The sequence below is a fragment of the Thermoflexus sp. genome, from assembly GCF_040289485.1.
Lineage (GTDB): Bacteria > Chloroflexota > Anaerolineae > Thermoflexales > Thermoflexaceae > Thermoflexus.
Map to the genome: position 1 here is coordinate 1 of NZ_PSLG01000015.1, position 15,556 is coordinate 15,556.

Here is a 15,556-nt window from a genome sequence, read left to right on the forward strand (position 1 = left end):
CCTGGGCTTCGATGAGGCGCTGAAGAGTCTCCTGGGTGCGGATCTGGGCTTCCTCGAGGCGGGAGAGGCGCTGTTCGAACTGGACCTGGGCCTCGGCCAGGCGGGTGACCACGGCGACCAGCCCCTGCAACTGGTCCGTGAGGCGTGCCTGGGCCCGGGCCAGCCCCTCGAACAGAGCCTCCAGTTGCCCGAAGCGGCGCTCCACCTCCTGGCGGAACGCCTGGAGCTCCTCGGGCAGCCCCAGGAGCCGGTCCACCAGCAGCCCTTGCAGCCGCCGCCGCCAGTCCTCCCGCTGCTCCAATAGGCGGATCAGATCCTCAAAATCCTCGACCGTGAAGGACATCGGATCAATCCCTCGAGGATGGTTCCATGATCATGATAGCCCCTTGTGGTCCGCAGGCCAACCGCTTACGTTTCCCGGCCCAGTTTCAGGACGGCGAGGAAGGCCTCCTGGGGGACCTCCACGCGGCCGATCATCTTGAGCCGTTTCTTCCCTTCTTTCTGCTTCTCGAGCAGTTTGCGCTTGCGGGTGACGTCCCCGCCGTAGCATTTGGCGAGCACATCCTTGCGCATGGCCTTGATCGTGGCCCGTGCGATCACTCGCCCCCCCACCGCCGCCTGGATGGCCACGTCGAAGAGCTGGCGGGGGATCACTTCCTTCAGTTTCTCCACCAGCGCGTGTCCGCGGTGGTAGGCCTGATCCCGGTGCACGATCAGGGCCAAGGCGTCCACCGGTTGGCCGTGAACCAGGATGTCCAGCCGCACAAGGTCGCCGGCCCGGTAGCCGATGAAGGTGTAATCCATAGAGGCGTAGCCCCGCGTCCGGCTCTTCAATTGATCATAGAAGTCGATGATCAGCTCGGCCAGGGGGACCTCCGCCTCGAGCATCACCCGCCGAGGGTCCAGGAAGGTCATGTTCTGATAGACCCCCCGCCGGGAGGTGATCAGGTCCATCACCGGGCCGATGAACTCCGCAGGGGTGATGATGGTCACCTTCATCCAGGGCTCCCGGATCTCCTCGATCCAGGAGGGATCGGGGAGATCGGAGGGCCGGGTGATGGTCTTCACCTCGCCGTTGCGCAGCACGACCTCGTATTCGACGCTGGGAGCGGTGGCCACGATGTCCAGGCCGTATTCCCGCTCCAGGCGCTCCTGGACGATCTCCATATGGAACATCCCCAGGAAGCCGCACCGGAAGCCGAACCCCAGGGCTTGGGAGGTCTCCGGCTGGAAAACCAGGGCGGCGTCGTTCAGTTGCAGTTTCTCCAGGGCCTCCCGCAGCAGCCCGTAATCCTCCCCCTCGGCAGGGTAGAAGCTGGCGAAGACCATGGGCTTGGGCGCGCGGAAGCCCGGCAGGGGTGCCGCCGCCGGCCGGTCGGCAGCCGTCAGCGTGTCGCCCACCCGGCATTCCCGAACCGACTTGAGGCCGGTGGCCACATATCCGACCTCCCCCGCCTCCAGGCGGCCCGTGGGGGTGAGATCAGGGGTGAAGACGCCGATCTCCACCGGCTCGCTGACCACCCCGGTGGACATCACCATGATCCGCTGGCCCATGGTCAGGGCCCCGTTGACCACCCGCACGTAGGCGATCACCCCCTTGTAGGGGTCGTAGTGGCTGTCGAAGATCAGCGCCTGAAGGGGGGCCTGGGGATCGCCTTTTGGCGGGGGCACCCGGCGGACCACGGCCTCCAGAACTTCCTCCACGCCGATCCCCAGTTTGGCCGAGATGCGCAGGATCTCCGACTCGGGAACGCCGATCACCTCCGCGATCTCTTTGGCCACCTCATCGGGGCGGGCCGCGGGGAGGTCGATCTTGTTGATCACCGGGATGATGACCAGATCGTGCTCCAAGGCCAGATACAGGTTGGCCAGGGTCTGGGCCTCGATCCCCTGGGTGGCGTCCACCAGCAAGATCGCCCCCTCGCAGGCGGCCAGGGCCCGCCCCACCTCGTAGGAAAAATCCACGTGGCCGGGGGTGTCGATCAGGTTCAGTTCGTAGGTTTGGCCGTCGCGGGCGGTGTAGAACATCCGCACGGCCGAGGCCTTGATGGTCACCCCCCGCTCCCGCTCCAGGTCCATGGCGTCCAGCACCAGTTCCGCGCCGTCGCGGAGGTGCACGGTGCCCGTGCGCTCCAGGAGCCGGTCCGCCAGCGTGGTCTTGCCGTGGTCGACATGGGCGATGATGCAGAAATTACGGATCCGCTCCATCATCCTCTCGCTTCCGGCTCCAGCGGATTGCTCCGGATCCCACGTCTCCCCGCCAATAGGGATATGTTCTCGCGTGGAGGCCTGGAAGATGCCCGGCAGCGGATCGAAGCGCCCACAGGATCCCTCTGCATCATAGCGGGGGCGTGGAAGGGATGTCAAATCCCCATCGCCTTGCCGGCGGCGAGGGCCGTCGGTAGAGTAAAGGAGCTGGCCCCAACGGTGTATTCCACAGGCGGGGAGGGGATCATGCGCGCACGCTGGGCGCTCCGCATCGGGCTGGCTCTGGTTCTCCTTCTGGCCCTGATTCTCGCCGGCGGCGGTCTCTGGCTTTACCGCGCCATCCGCCAACCTTTCCCCCCTATTCGGGGGGAGCTGCGCCTTCCCGGCCTCCGGGCGCCGGTCACGGTCATCCGGGATCGCTGGGGGGTTCCTCATATCTACGCCTCTAACCTCCACGACCTTTTCATGGCCCAGGGCTTCGTCCACGCCCAGGATCGTTTTGGGCAGATGGAGTTCTGGCGCCACATCGGCACCGGACGGCTGTCCGAGATGCTGGGCCGAACCACCCTGAACCAGGATCGGTTCATCCGCACCCTGGGCTGGAACCGGGCGGCCCAGCAGGACTTGGAGCGCTTGGGGCCGGAGGAGCGGGAGATCCTGGAGGCCTACGCCGCCGGGGTGAACGCCTATCTGGCGCAGAACGGGGGTCGCCTCCCCCTGGAGTTCACTCTGTTCCGCCTGTTCGGACGCCGCTGGGAGATCGAGCCGTGGCAGCCGCTGCATACCGTAGCCTGGGCCAAGGTGATGGCTTGGGATCTGGGCGGCAACTGGGACGATGAGCTCCTTAACGCCCGCATCGTGGAGAAGATCGGGGCCGAACGCCTGAAGGAGATCGTCCTCCCCTATCCGGCCGAACGGCCTGTCATCGTCCCCTCCCCAACCGCCAGGGTGCTGGAGGAGACGATGGCGGCCCTCCTGGATCTGGGGCGCTCGCTCCGCGCGTTGACCCTCGGCGAGGCCCGGGATGTGGGGTCCAACAACTGGGTGGTGGCGGGATCCAAATCCGTCACCGGCAAGCCCCTGTTGGCCAACGATCCCCACCTGAGCATCCAGATGCCCAGCATCTGGTATGAGGTGGCTCTGCACTGCCAGCCGGTCACGCCGGAATGCCCGCTGAACGTCGCCGGGGCCTCCTTCCCCGGCGTCCCCGGCGTGGTCATCGGCCACAACGACCGCATCGCCTGGGGGGTGACCAACCTGGGGCCGGACGTGCAGGATCTCTACCTGGAGCGGGTCAATCCCCAGAACCCCCTCGAGGTCGAGTTCCAGGGGAAATGGGAACCGGTCCGGGTGGTCACCGAGGTCATCCGCGTGGCCGGCCAGACGGAGCCGGTGGTGTTGTCGGTCCGGATCACCCGACACGGGCCTGTGATCAACGATGTGGTGGAGGCCCTGACCCGAACCCAGATCCTCTACGCTTTCCGGTGGACGGCCCTGGAGCCCTCGGTCATCGTGCGGGCGCTGTTGCGCCTGAACCGGGCCCGGAACTGGGAGGAGTTCCGGGAGGCGCTGCGGGATTGGGATGTGCCCGGGCAGAACTTCGTCTACGCGGACGTAGACGGGCACATCGGCTATCAGGCCACCGGACGTGTCCCCATCCGGGCGAAGGGGAACGGGTTGCTCCCGGTCCCCGGCTGGACCGGCGAATACGAATGGATCGGATATGTCCCGTATGAGGAGATGCCGTGGCGCCTGGACCCGCCGGAGGGGTTTATCGTCACGGCGAACAACGCGGTGGTGGACGCGCGGTATCCGCATTTCCTCGCCGCCGTATGGGACTACGGGGATCGGGCCCAGCGGATCACGGACCTGCTGCGAGCGAAGGAGCGCCTCTCCGTCGAGGACATGGCCGCCATCCAGAACGATACGTTCTCCCTCGCGGCCCAGGCCATCGTGCCCTACCTCCTGGCGGTCCCCCTGGAGGACCCCACGGCCCGGGAAGCCCAGGCGCTGTTGCGGGGATGGGATTTCCGGGCGACCCCTGAGCGCCCGGCGCCGACCATCTTCGAGGCTTTCCTTCAACACCTGCTCCACGAGACCTGGGTCGACGAATTGGGGGAGGAGGTGGTAAAGGAGCTGCTGACCGGCGGCAGCCACAACCGCTACTGGGCCCGCTGGGCGTTGGCACGGCCGGACCTGGGGTGGTGGGACGACCGGCGCACGCCGGAGCGGGAGACGCGGGAGGACATCGTGCGCCGGGCCTTCCTGCAGGCGGTGGCCGAACTGAAAGGCCGTCTGGGGCCCGACCCGCGGACATGGGCATGGGGGAAGGTGCACACAGCCACCTTCACCCACGGGACGCTGGGCCGGTCGGGGATCCGGCCGGTGGAGGCGCTCTTCAACCGGGGACCGTATCCGGCGCCGGGGACCAACGCGGCGGTGAACAACATCGGGTTCAACGTGCAGCGGGGATTCACGGTGCGCAGCCTCCCCTCGCTCCGCTTCATCGCCTCCACTGCCCACTGGTCCGAGAGCCGCTTCATCCACACCACTGGCCAGTCGGGCCTGCCGTACCATCCCCACTATGACGACTTCATCCCCATGTGGCTGCGGGGCGAATATCATCCGATGCTGTGGGCCCGAGAGGAGGTGGAACGGGAAGCCGAAGGGATCCTGGTGCTGCGGCCGTAGCGGAGGGGGCGCAGGCATCCCCCTACTTCGACGAGGGAGGGCATGATGCGGGTGGTGATCGCAGGCGGGACGGGTTTTCTGGGGCGGGCGTTGGCCCGGCGGCTGGTGGCGGCCGGCGATGAGGTGGTGGTGCTTTCCCGGCGGCCGGAGCCAGCCCGGGCCCCGGCGGGCGTCCGCCTCGTCCGCTGGGATGGCCGGACGGCCGCCGGCTGGGGGGAGTGGGTCGACGGGGCTTTCGCTGTCGTCAACCTGGCCGGGGAGACCATCGGGCAGCGATGGACCCGGGCGGTCAAGGAGCGGATCCGGGAGAGCCGGCTGCAGGCCGGCCGGGCCCTGGTTGAGGCGGTGGCGGCGGCGCGGACCAAGCCCCGGGTTCTCCTGCAGGCCTCCGCCGTCGGGTATTACGGCCCCCGGGGGGAGGAACGGCTGACGGAAGACGATCCCCCCGGGGACGACTTCCTCGCCCGGCTGGCCGTGGACTGGGAGGCCAGCACCCAGCCGGTGGAGGCCATGGGGGTCCGCCGGGTGATCCTGCGCACCGGCCTGGTGTTGCATCCCGAGGGCGGGGCGCTGGCCCGGCTGCTTTTGCCGTTCCGCCTGTTCCTGGGCGGCCCCCTGGGGGACGGCCGGCAAGGGTGGTCGTGGATCCATCGGGACGACTGGGTGGAGGCCGTCTGCTTCTTGATGGAGCGCGAAGACGCCCGCGGGCCCTACAACCTGACGGCGCCCCACCCGGTGCGCAACGCCGAGTTCTCCCGGATCCTGGGGCGGGTGCTGGGGCGGCCGGCCTGGCTGCCCGTGCCGGCCTTTGCCTTGCGCATCGTTTTCGGCGAGGGCGCCGATGCCCTCCTCACCGGCCAGTTCGTGCTCCCGCGGCGGCTGCTGGAGGCCGGCTTCTCGTTCCGTTACCCGGAACTGGAGCCCGCGTTGCGGGCGCTCTTGGGGCGGTGATCGTCCTCCCGAGGGCCGAACGGTGACGCCCGTGCGCGCCCTGGCCCATGCTTTCCGAATGGCCGTGAGCCGGCGTGGGGAGAGCCGAACCGATGGGAGTTTGGGAGCGGGCCCGTCGGCGGGGGCGTTTTCTGGAGTTGATCCTGGAGGACAAACGGGAGGAACTGGCGCGCCGGCGCCGTGTGCTGGACGAAGGGGCCCTGCGCCTGCAGGCCCGCCTCTGGCCGGAGCCGGTCTCGCTGGGGACGCGCCTGGGGGAGGCTGCGGCCAGGCCCCGGCCGGTGGCGGCCCTGATGCGGGCCGCCCCCTTCCGGGGGCTGCTCCGCCCCGCCTACGATCCGGTGAGCCTGGCCCTCCGCCTGGCCGCTGGGGGTGTCGTCGCCTTGGCCGTGATGACCGACGCCCGCTATTATCAGGGCCGTCTGGAGCACATGGCCGCCGTCAAGCAGGCGTTGCTCCGCCGCCGGTTGGCCCTCCCGGTCATCCGCCACGATTTCTTTCTCGACCCCTTCCAGGTGCTGGAGGCCCGCGCCTTCGGCGCCGACGCCATCTGGATCAGCATGGCGATGCTGAGCCCCTCCGCCCTGCAGGCCATCCTGGAGGCCGCTGCCGAATCCCGGCTGGAGGTGCTGGCCGAGGTGCAGACCGAGGCCGAGGTGGAAAGGGCCCTCGTGGCCGGCCTCCGTCTCCTGATCGTCCAGCGCCGGGATTGGCGGACCTTCGCCGTCGATCCAACTTTGCCCCGCCGGCTCCGGCCTTCGCTCCCGGAGGGGGTCCGGACGCTCCTCGCCGGGGACATTCGGACCGCCCAGGAGGTGGCCGAGGCCGCGGCCCTGAGGTTCGACGCGGTGATCCTGGAGGAGGCGCTCCTTAGCGAGCGGGACCCTGTGGCCTGGCTGGCAGGGCTGGGCTTTCCCGGGGATCGGACGCCGGGCCCTTGACCGCCCGGGCCTGTTCCGATAGAAGGGAGCGTATCCGGATGAGGCCGGAGGCTGGGGAATGGGAATGGAGGAGGATCGCCACGGCGGCCCCCCGATGGCGCGCCCCCCACAGGCCAGGGGCCTGTGGGCTGCCGCCGAGGGCGGCGTCCGGCCGGAGACCGCCCGCCGGCTGCCCCGCTCCTTCTTTGAACGGCCGACGCTGGAGGTGGCCCGCGATCTCCTCGGACGCCGTCTGGTCCGGCTGGAGAGGGGGCGCCGGATCTCGGGCTGCATCGTGGAGGTAGAGGCCTACATCGGGGAGTACGATCAGGCCTCCCACGCCGCCGTCGGCCGCACCCCCCGCAATGCGGTGATGTATGGCCCGGCGGGCCACGCCTATGTGTATTTCATCTACGGCAAGCACTACTGCTTGAACGTGGTGACAGAGCGGGAGGGGTTCCCGGCGGCCATCCTGATCCGGGCCCTCGAGCCCGAGGAGGGCCTGGAGCGCATCGCCCGGCGACGGCCGGGCGTCCCCATGCGGGACTGGCTGCGGGGGCCCGGGCGGGTCTGCGCGGGCCTGGGCATCGACCGGCGATTCAACGGCCACGATCTGTGCGCCCCGGGGGCCCAGCTCTGGTTGGAGGAGGGCGAGCCGGTCCCCGACGAGGCGGTGGCGGTGGGCCCCCGCATCGGAGTGCGGGGCGACGCCCTCGCCCGCTGCCGCCCGTGGCGGTTCTATGTCCGGGAGAGCCCCTTCGTCTCCGGCCCCCGGTCCAGGGGAGGAGCGCCCGCGAGGGGATTGACTGGAGAGACAAAGCCGTTATAATAAAATCAGCCGCTGCCGATGGAGGGGATGGGCCCGGCAATCCCGATCGGGCGCTGGCCCCGCCAGAGGAAATCACAGATCCTCCCCCCACATATTTCTAAGGTAAGGAGGAGAAGCGATGGTTCCCAAACGGCTCGGCGGAAGCGCTGCTTTCCTGTTGACCCTCACCCTCCTCGCCGCGGCATGCGCGCCGGCGGCCACGCCGACCCCCGCCCCGGCCACCCAACCTCCCCAGCCCACACCGCCCCCGCCGCCCACCCCGACGCCGGCCCCGAAGACCTTGGTGGTCTGCATGGCTCAGGAGCCGGCCAGCCTCTATCTCTACTCGGAGGCCATGTTGGTGAAATCCCACGTCCTTGAGGCGATCATGGACGGGCCCATCGACAGCCGCACCTTCGCCTACCAGCCGGTGATCCTGGAGAAGCTGCCCAGCCTCAAGGACGGGGACGCGGTCGTGGAGGAGGTGGAGGTCCGGGAAGGGGCTTATCCCATCGCCAACGCGGCCGGCGACGTGGTCACCCTCACCAAGGGAGTGAAGGTCAAGGTCCTCACCGACCCCAAGACCGGCAAGACGGAGGAGAAGACCTTCGAGGGTGGATCCATCAAGCTGCCCGTGATGAAGGTCACCTTCAAGATCAAGGAGGGCGTCAAGTGGTCGGATGGGCAGCCGGTGACCGCCGAGGACTCGGTCTTCTCCTTTGAGGTGGCCAAGGCCCCCGAGACCAAAACGCCCAAGTTCACCATCGAGCGCACCGCGGAATATAAGGCCTTGGACGCCCGCACCACCCAGTGGGTGGGGATCCCCGGCTGGATCGACGCCACCTACTTTATCAACTTCTGGACCCCCCTGCCCAAGCACAAGTATGGGAAGCTGACGCCGGCCCAGATGAACGAGGACCCCGAGGTCAACCGCAACCCCTTGGGCTGGGGCGCCTTCATGATGAAGGAGTGGGTGGCGGGCGATCACATCACCGTGGTGAAGAACCCCAACTACTGGCGCGCCAAGGAGGGCCTGCCGCGGATCGACACCGTGATCTTCCGCATCGTTCAGGACACCAACCAGTTGCTCGCCCAGTTGCTCGCCGGCGACTGCGACATCGGCACCCAGGATGCGGCCTTCGACGCCCAGGCGGAGTTCCTGAAGCAGGCGGAGGCGGAGGGGCTGCTGAAGCCGCAGTTCGTCCTGGGCACCTCCTTCGAGCACCTGGACTTCAACATCCAGCCGGCCCCCGGCTACCGGATGGCCGCGGGCAACGACGTGTTCCAGGACAAGCGGGTCCGTCAGGCCTTCGCCTATTGCATCGACCGCAAGGCCATCATCGACAAGGTCCTCTTCGGGCGCAGCGACGCCCCGGCGGTCTACTTGCCGTCCATCCACCCGCTCTACGCCAAGGACGCGGTGAAGGTCTACGAATTCAACCCGGAGAAGGGGCGGGCGCTGCTGGAGGAGGCCGGGTGGAAGGTCGGTCCGGACAAGATCCGGGAGAAGGGCGGCAAGAAGTTCATCGTGACCTATGGGACCACGGCCGGCAACCGGCTCCGGGAGCAGGTCACCCAGATCATCCAGAAGCAGCTGCAGGACAACTGCCAGATCAAGGTCGAGCTCTCCTACAAGCCGGCCAGGGAGTTCTTCGCCGACTGGCCGGACGGGCCGGTGTTCGGGCGTAAGTTCGACCTGGCCGAATTCGCCTGGGTGACCGGCGTGGAGCCGCCGTGCGAGCTCTACAAGAGCGACCAGATCCCCTCGGACAAGAACCCGGGCGGCCAGAACAACACCGGCTACAGCAACCCCGCCTACGACGAGGCGTGCAACCGCGCCCTGGGCACCCTGGATCCCGAGGAGAAGAAGAAGTGGCACGCCGAGGCCCAGCGCATCTTCAGCGAGGACCTGCCGGTGCTGCCGCTTTTCGTCCGTTTGAAGATCGCTGTGTCCTCGCCGAAGGTGAAGAACTTCATCGTCGACCCGACGGCCAACTCCGAGATGTGGAACATCGAGGAGTTCGACATCCAACGATAAGCCCGGCGAGGACATTCCCCGGGCGGGTGGGGGATCCCCCACCCGCCCGGTTTTTTGGGGCCCGCCGGCCCCCTGCTCCTGTGCTATACTGGGAGGGGATCCTCCGGAAGGAGCCCGCACGCCGGATGCAGATCACGATCGTCGGTTTGGGGACGATGGGGGTCTCCCTGGGGCTGGCCCTGCGCCGGGCGCTGCCCCAGGTCCGCCTGGTGGGCCACGATCCGGACCCGGAGCGGGCCCGGGAGGCGCTGCGCCACCAGGCGGTGGACCGCACGGATTGGAACCTGCCGGGGGCCTGTGAAGGGGCCGACCTGGTCCTCCTCGCCCTGCCCCTGGCGGAGATCGAGGGGACGCTGCGGGCGATCGCCCCGGCGCTGGAGGAGGGGACTCTGGTGATGGACACGGCGGAGCTCAAGGCGCCGGTCATGGGCTGGGCTCAGGCCCACCTGCCGACCGCCGTGGCTTTCATCGGAGGCCACCCTATCCTCCGCCCCGACGTCCGAGAGGAGCCGGACCCCCATTTGTTCCGGGATGCGCTGTATTGCCTGACCCCTACGCCCCAGGCGCCGGCCTGGGCGGTGGAGGCGGCCGCTGGCCTGGCCCATCGGCTCGGCGCCCGCCCGCTTTTCGTGGATCCGGTGGAGCATGACGGATGGATGGCGGCCCTGGAGCAACTGCCGGCCTTGGTCGGCGCGGCCCTCCTTTCCGTCTGGGCCAGGGCCCCGGCCCGGCAGGAGCTGCCCCAGGCCGTCGGGGCCCGCTTCGCCCAGGTGACGGCCGGCCTCCCGGACGCTCCCAGCGGAGGGCTGGCTGCGTCGGCCAACCGTGAGGCGCTGGCCTATTGGCTGGATCGTCTGCTGGAGGCCCTGCAGACGCTGCGCGGCGCCCTGGCGGACCCGGAGGGCCTGACGTCCCTAGAAGCGCTCTTCCGGGCCACGGAGCAGACGCGGAAGGAATGGCTGGCGCGGCGTCGGGAGGGCCTGCCCGGCGCCCCCGCCCCCGCTGAGGGCCCCGGCCTCCTGGAGACGATGTTCGGCCTCCACCGCCTGCGCCCCGCCCGGAAACGCTGAGGCCGTCGATGATGCGGGTGTTGATGATCGCGCCGACCTCGTTCTTCAACGATTACGGATGCCACGTCCGGATCTTGGAGGAGGCGAGAGCCCTGCAGGGCCTGGGGGTTTCGGTGCACATCGTCACCTATTACAAGGGCCGGGATGTCCCCGGCCTCGAGATCATCCGCACCCCTCCCTTGCCGTGGCGCTCCCATTACGAAGTGGGTTCCTCCCGCCACAAGATCGCCTTTGATGTCTACCTTTCCTGGACGGCCTTGGCCGCCGCCCTCCGTTGGCGCCCGCATCTGATCCACGCCCATCTGCACGAGGGAGCGCTCATCGGGACGGTCCTCCGTGCCCTCTTGGGCGTTCCCCTGATTTTTGACTTCCAGGGGAGCCTCACGGGGGAGATGATCGACCATCGGTTCCTGAACCCCGACGGGCCCTGGTATCCTCTCTTGCGCCGGCTGGAGGTATGGATCGACCGGCAGCCGGATCTCATCCTCACCAGCACCGTCCACGGCGCCTGGTTGCTGGTCGAGGCCTTCGGCGCCCCTCCGGAGCGGGTGGTCCCCTTTCCCGACGCGGTCAACACCCAGACCTTCCGGCCGGCCGCGCCGGAGGAGGCCCCCCTCCTTCAGGGGCTGCGGGAAGGCCTGGGCGTCCCCCCGGGGCGCCGCGTGGTGGTCTATCTGGGATTGCTGGCCCCTTATCAGGGCACCGACCTCCTGCTGGAGGCAGCGGCGCGGGTCGTCGCGGCCGATCCCCAGGTGCACTTCCTGATCATGGGGTTCCCCGGCGAGCCCCTCTATGCCGCCCGCGCCCAGGCCATGGGGATCGGGGGACACGTGACGTTCACCGGGAGGCTTCCGTACGAGCAGGCGCCCCTCTACCTCCGGCTGGGGGACGTGGCGGTGGCCCCCAAGATGTCGGCCACCGAGGGCAGCGGGAAGTTGCTCAACTACATGGCCACCGGCCTCCCTGTGGTGGCCTTCGACACGCCGGTGAGCCGGGAGTTTCTGGGGGAGGCGGGCTATTATGCCCGGCTCGGCGATGCCCAGGGCCTGGCGGATCAGATCCTATATGCCCTCCGCCATCCGGAGGAGTCCCACGTCCGGGGCCAGGCGCTGCGGGAGCGGGCGGTGAGCGCTTACAGTTGGGAGGCCGCCGGCCGCCGCCTGCTCGCCCTCTACCAGGCGCTCCAGGGTCGGGCGCGGCGGAAGAAGGAAGCCCCTATCCTTCTCAAAGGCCAGGTGAGAAGGGATGCTCCGCGGGCTCGTTGAGTTGTGGCGATATCGGGACCTGCTGTGGCTGCTCACCCTGCGGGATCTGAAGGTCCGTTACCGCAACTCGGTCCTGGGCGTGGCCTGGTCCTGGATGAACCCCCTGCTGATGATGACGGTCTTCACCCTCGTCTTCACGGTGATGAGCCGGGGCCCGGCCAGCCTCCCCCATTTCCACGCCTTCGTCCTGGTCGGCATTCTGGCCTGGAACGCCTTCTCCACCGCTGTGCTGGGGGCCGCAGACAGCGTCGTCGCCAACGCCGCCCTGGTCCGCAAGGTCTACTTCCCCCGCGAGGTCCTGCCCCTGGCCGTTGTGCTTTCGAGCATGATCAACTTCCTGATCTCGCTCCCGATCTACTTCGTCATCGCCTGGCTCTCCGGCCTCCGGCCCACCCCGTGGCTGGCGCTCCTGCCCCTCACGCTGCTGGCCCACAGCATGTTCACCGCGGGGGTCGCCCTGGTCGTCGCCGCCCTCAACGTGTTCTATCGTGACACCGGGCACATCCTGCAGGTGCTGATGTTGGCCTGGTTCTTCCTCACGCCCATCTTCTATCCCATCTCCATCCTGCCCCGCAGCAAGGTCATCCTCGGCGTGGCTGTCGATGTGTGGCTCTGGACGCGGCGGCTGAACCCCATGGCCTCGATCATCGCCTCGTATCACGACCTCCTCTACTACGGCACCTACACGGCGCCGGATTTCCTGCTGCGGACGCTGCTCACAGCGGCCCTGGCCCTGGCGGCGGGCTACGCCGTGTTCCGCCGTCTCAGCCCCCGCTTCGCCGAGGAGCTCTAACGCCCCAGGGCCTCCAGGGCAGCGGCCAGCGGTTTCCCGGCCTCGAGGACAGCGGTGAGGATCCCGGCGCTCTGCAGGGCCGGCACCACCCGGGGGGCGGTGGCCTCCCCACCGAAGGAGGCGGCCTCCAGAACCACGGCGGCCACCCGGACCCCGTGGGCGTTCAGGCTGCGGGCCACCGACACCCAGCGGGGATCTCCGGAGGGCGTGATGAGGAAGAGCAGCGACCCCCGAGCCAGGCGGGCGGCGTGGGCCTGCAACACCTGGTGGAAGGGGATCTCCCCGTGGGCCCGCAGGAGGGCCAGCCCCTCCAGCAGGCGCTCCAGTTGCGGCTCGCCGCGGTGGGGCGGCAGGGACAGCCGGGGGAATCCATAAGCCAGCAGCCCGACGGCCCGCCCGCGCCGGAGGAAGTGGGCAGCCAGGGAGGCGGCGAGGGCGATCGCATATTCCTCTGTGGAGGGCGGAAGGGCGGCGCCGGCCTCCCGGAGCCAGCCCTCCTCCTCGCGGACCGGCCGCTGGACGTGGACGTCGGCCATCATATCCAAGAACAGCCAGAGATCGGCCGAGGGATCCTGATCGAACTCCTTGACCATCAATCGATCCCGTCGCGCCGTCGAGGGCCAGTGGATCCGATGGAAGGCGTCGCCGGGCTGATACTCCCGCACCCCGCCGGCGCTGGGGGTGACCTCGGGCGTCCGTTGCCGCGGCGCCTCACCCCCCCGCCACAGCCCCGCTGGCAGGCCCACCCGCCAGAGGGGAAGAACCGAAGGATAGATGAGCACCTCCGTGGTCTCCGTCAGCCGCGCCGTGGCCTCGAAAAAGCCGAAGGGATCCGTCCCGATCAGGGTCAGGGGGCCCAGTCGGTAGAGCCCCCGCCGCCGACAGCGCGTCCGCACGGTCCACAGCCGCTCCCCGCCGCGCCCCAGGTTGTCCAGGACGAAACTGGCGCGATGGCCCGGAAGGGTAGATCCGTCCCGGACCTCCAGCCAGATCTTGGGAAACCAGCCGGTGTTCCGAAGGCGGAGGACCTCCTCGAAAAAGCCGCCGACCTGGCTGCGGCGGGCCCGCGGCGTCCGCTGGATCTCCAGGTCGCGCACGGCGCTCCAGGCCCAGGCCATAGAGACGGCCAACAGGGCGATCAGCAAATACGCCAGGTTATACAGCAGGGAGCGGCCGGTGATCAGCGCGGCCGCGCCCACGGCGAGGGTCAACAGCACCAGGCCTCGGGCCCGGAGGCGCATCGTCAGGCGGAAGATCGGCCGTTCGGGAACCGTCATGGGGAGCGGACCTCCCACGGGACCGTGGGGATCAGTTGCAGCTGCCCGCGATAGAGGCGGAGGCGACCCAGGATCTCCACCCGCGCCCCTTGCTGCTTCAGAGGGGCCGGGACGAGGGCGGCAACGTTTTCCCACAGGATCACCGGGATCTCACCGGTTCCGTCCTGCACGGCCAACCGGATCCCTGCGGAGAAGGGCTCCGCCCGGACTACCTGTCCCACCACCCGGACCCAGGCGCCCTCCTCCGATGGGCTGAGGCTCCCGATGGTCCGAAGGGGAACCTCCGGCCGCATCCCCTGTTTCACCATCATGTCACGGCCCCGCCGGGGGAGCAACTCCCGTTCCCCGCGGTAAAGGGTCAGCACCCCCGTGGCCTGGAGGACGGCGCCCGGATACAAGCCCTCGCGCCCCCGCACCTCCCCCATCTGCTCCGCGGGAATGAAGACCCGCAGCCGCCTCCCTTCCCCCTCCAGAACCACCGCCCATCCGGCGGAGAACCCCTGGATCTCGACCACCCGCCCCTCGACGGCGATGACGGCGCCCGTCGGCTGCTCGGGCAGCCCTGTCAGCGGCACCGGCGTGGCGGTGGGCCGTGGCCGCGGAGTGGGGGAGAGGGTGGGCCGTGGGATCGCCGTCGGCGGAGGGACGGACGCACGCGGCGGGGTCGGGGGGGGCTGGACCTGGGCGTCCCAGCGGAGATCGATGGAGAGCTCGGGGACCAGCCGGAGGTCGCCGTCGATCCGTCGCAGCGCCCCCCAAACCTCCAGGATGGCCCCGTCCGGGGGCCACGCCGGCAGGGCCCGCTGGAGCGTTGTGGAGAGTCGGATTTCGAGGCGACCGGTGCCGTCGTCGAGTTCCCATCGGGAAACGGTCCTCCGGATCAGCGCCCCCCGCACGCCGACCCAGTGCCCCTCCGGCATCGCCAGCGCCTGGGCAATGGAAACAGGGGGAGGGGACCAGGGGATCAGGGCCCAGCCCTCCGGGTCGTCCAGGATCACCTGAAGGGCCTCCCGGTAGAGCCCCAGGGCGCCGGTGATCTGTAGCCCGGCCCCCACCGGGAGGTCCGGGCGGCTCCCCGTCAGGGATTCATACCAGGCCACCTCCGCCGTTCCCGTCCCGTCCTGGAGGCGCACCAGCGTAAGGCCGGAGTAGGGCCGGCGGACCGCCCGGATCTGCCCGGTGATCACCACCCGCGCCCCGAGGTCCTGGCGGGCCAGCGCCCCGATGGGGAGGGGCTGCGGGGTCGGGCGCAGGACTGTTAGGTCCGCCGCCCGCCGCAGTTCCAGCGTCGGGGGGTCGCGATCGGTTCGGACCGGACCGGCGGCGGCCACCCAATCGCCGGTCCGGGGCATGCGGCCCGCGCCGACCAGCGCTGCGGCCACCGGCCCCCACGCCCGCACCACGAGGTCCCCGGTGCCGTCCTGGATGGAAAACTGCAGGCGGGCCGCTTCCGGCTCCCAGCGCGGCGGGGCCATCACCCATCCCTGGACCCGGACGTAGGCGGCGGGGGGAACTGCGGGGAGTTCCCCCAGGGA

General features: G+C 69.3%; 10 protein-coding genes and 2 pseudogenes. 8 read left to right on the top strand and 4 right to left on the bottom strand.

Going from position 1 to position 15,556, the window contains the following annotated elements; genetic code table 11:
* Together C4313_RS04205 and lepA are read right to left on the bottom strand one after the other, a co-directional pair.
* Positions 1-343: pseudogene (locus C4313_RS04205) on the bottom strand (hypothetical protein); the annotation flags it as partial.
* Between the two features lie 65 nt (positions 344-408).
* Positions 409-2,211 (bottom strand): translation elongation factor 4, encoded by a 1,803-nt coding sequence (gene lepA, locus C4313_RS04210; protein WP_352428624.1) that lies wholly within the window; start codon positions 2,209-2,211, stop codon positions 409-411.
* 243 nt (positions 2,212-2,454) lie between these two features.
* Between lepA and C4313_RS04215 the strand changes: the two genes are divergently transcribed.
* The 8 genes from C4313_RS04215 (at position 2,455) to C4313_RS04250 (ending at position 12,744) form a co-directional block, all read left to right on the top strand.
* Positions 2,455-4,899: a penicillin acylase family protein gene (locus C4313_RS04215; protein ID WP_352428625.1), complete on the top strand. Its 2,445-nt coding sequence runs from the start codon at positions 2,455-2,457 to the stop codon at positions 4,897-4,899.
* Between the two features lie 45 nt (positions 4,900-4,944).
* A complete protein-coding gene (locus C4313_RS04220; protein ID WP_352428626.1) occupies positions 4,945-5,850 on the top strand; it encodes a TIGR01777 family oxidoreductase in 906 nt (301 codons plus the stop codon).
* Between the two features lie 92 nt (positions 5,851-5,942).
* On the top strand, positions 5,943-6,791 hold the full coding sequence (locus C4313_RS04225) for an indole-3-glycerol phosphate synthase TrpC (RefSeq protein WP_352428627.1): 849 nt from the start codon (positions 5,943-5,945) through the stop codon (positions 6,789-6,791).
* A gap of 94 nt (positions 6,792-6,885) precedes the next feature.
* Positions 6,886-7,599: a DNA-3-methyladenine glycosylase gene (locus C4313_RS04230; RefSeq protein ID WP_352428628.1), complete on the top strand. Its 714-nt coding sequence runs from the start codon at positions 6,886-6,888 to the stop codon at positions 7,597-7,599.
* Positions 7,600-7,717: 118 nt separating this feature from the next.
* On the top strand, positions 7,718-9,616 hold the full coding sequence (locus C4313_RS04235; RefSeq protein ID WP_352428629.1) for a peptide ABC transporter substrate-binding protein: 1,899 nt from the start codon (positions 7,718-7,720) through the stop codon (positions 9,614-9,616).
* 125 nt (positions 9,617-9,741) lie between these two features.
* Positions 9,742-10,686 (top strand): prephenate dehydrogenase, encoded by a 945-nt coding sequence (locus C4313_RS04240; protein WP_352428630.1) that lies wholly within the window; start codon positions 9,742-9,744, stop codon positions 10,684-10,686.
* A gap of 11 nt (positions 10,687-10,697) precedes the next feature.
* Positions 10,698-11,951 (top strand): glycosyltransferase family 4 protein, encoded by a 1,254-nt coding sequence (locus C4313_RS04245; protein WP_352428631.1) that lies wholly within the window; start codon positions 10,698-10,700, stop codon positions 11,949-11,951.
* Positions 11,932-12,744, top strand: coding sequence for an ABC transporter permease (locus tag C4313_RS04250; protein ID WP_352428632.1), 813 nt, complete (start codon positions 11,932-11,934; stop codon positions 12,742-12,744). Before C4313_RS04245 ends, C4313_RS04250 begins: the two co-directional genes overlap by 20 nt.
* Here C4313_RS04250 and C4313_RS04255 read toward each other — a convergent pair.
* Together C4313_RS04255 and C4313_RS04260 are read right to left on the bottom strand one after the other, a co-directional pair.
* On the bottom strand, positions 12,741-14,021 hold the full coding sequence (locus C4313_RS04255) for a DUF58 domain-containing protein (protein ID WP_352428633.1): 1,281 nt from the start codon (positions 14,019-14,021) through the stop codon (positions 12,741-12,743). The genes C4313_RS04250 and C4313_RS04255 overlap by 4 nt on opposite strands.
* Positions 14,018-15,556 (bottom strand): annotated as a pseudogene (locus tag C4313_RS04260) (hypothetical protein); the annotation flags it as partial. The pseudogene C4313_RS04260 and the gene C4313_RS04255, both read right to left, overlap by 4 nt.

Excerpts from the sequence above, each read along its gene's own strand:
- C4313_RS04250 (WP_352428632.1), top strand. The coding sequence starts at position 11,932 with ATGCTCCGCGGGCTCGTTGAGTTGTGGCGATATCGGGACCTGCTGTGG.
- C4313_RS04225 (WP_352428627.1), top strand. The coding sequence starts at position 5,943 with ATGGGAGTTTGGGAGCGGGCCCGTCGGCGGGGGCGTTTTCTGGAGTTG.
- C4313_RS04230 (WP_352428628.1), top strand. The coding sequence starts at position 6,886 with ATGGCGCGCCCCCCACAGGCCAGGGGCCTGTGGGCTGCCGCCGAGGGC.
- C4313_RS04220 (WP_352428626.1), top strand. The coding sequence starts at position 4,945 with ATGCGGGTGGTGATCGCAGGCGGGACGGGTTTTCTGGGGCGGGCGTTG.
- C4313_RS04235 (WP_352428629.1), top strand. The coding sequence starts at position 7,718 with ATGGTTCCCAAACGGCTCGGCGGAAGCGCTGCTTTCCTGTTGACCCTC.
- C4313_RS04240 (WP_352428630.1), top strand. The coding sequence starts at position 9,742 with ATGCAGATCACGATCGTCGGTTTGGGGACGATGGGGGTCTCCCTGGGG.
- lepA (WP_352428624.1), bottom strand. The coding sequence starts at position 2,211 with ATGATGGAGCGGATCCGTAATTTCTGCATCATCGCCCATGTCGACCAC.
- C4313_RS04215 (WP_352428625.1), top strand. The coding sequence starts at position 2,455 with ATGCGCGCACGCTGGGCGCTCCGCATCGGGCTGGCTCTGGTTCTCCTT.
- C4313_RS04245 (WP_352428631.1), top strand. The coding sequence starts at position 10,698 with ATGCGGGTGTTGATGATCGCGCCGACCTCGTTCTTCAACGATTACGGA.
- C4313_RS04255 (WP_352428633.1), bottom strand. The coding sequence starts at position 14,021 with ATGACGGTTCCCGAACGGCCGATCTTCCGCCTGACGATGCGCCTCCGG.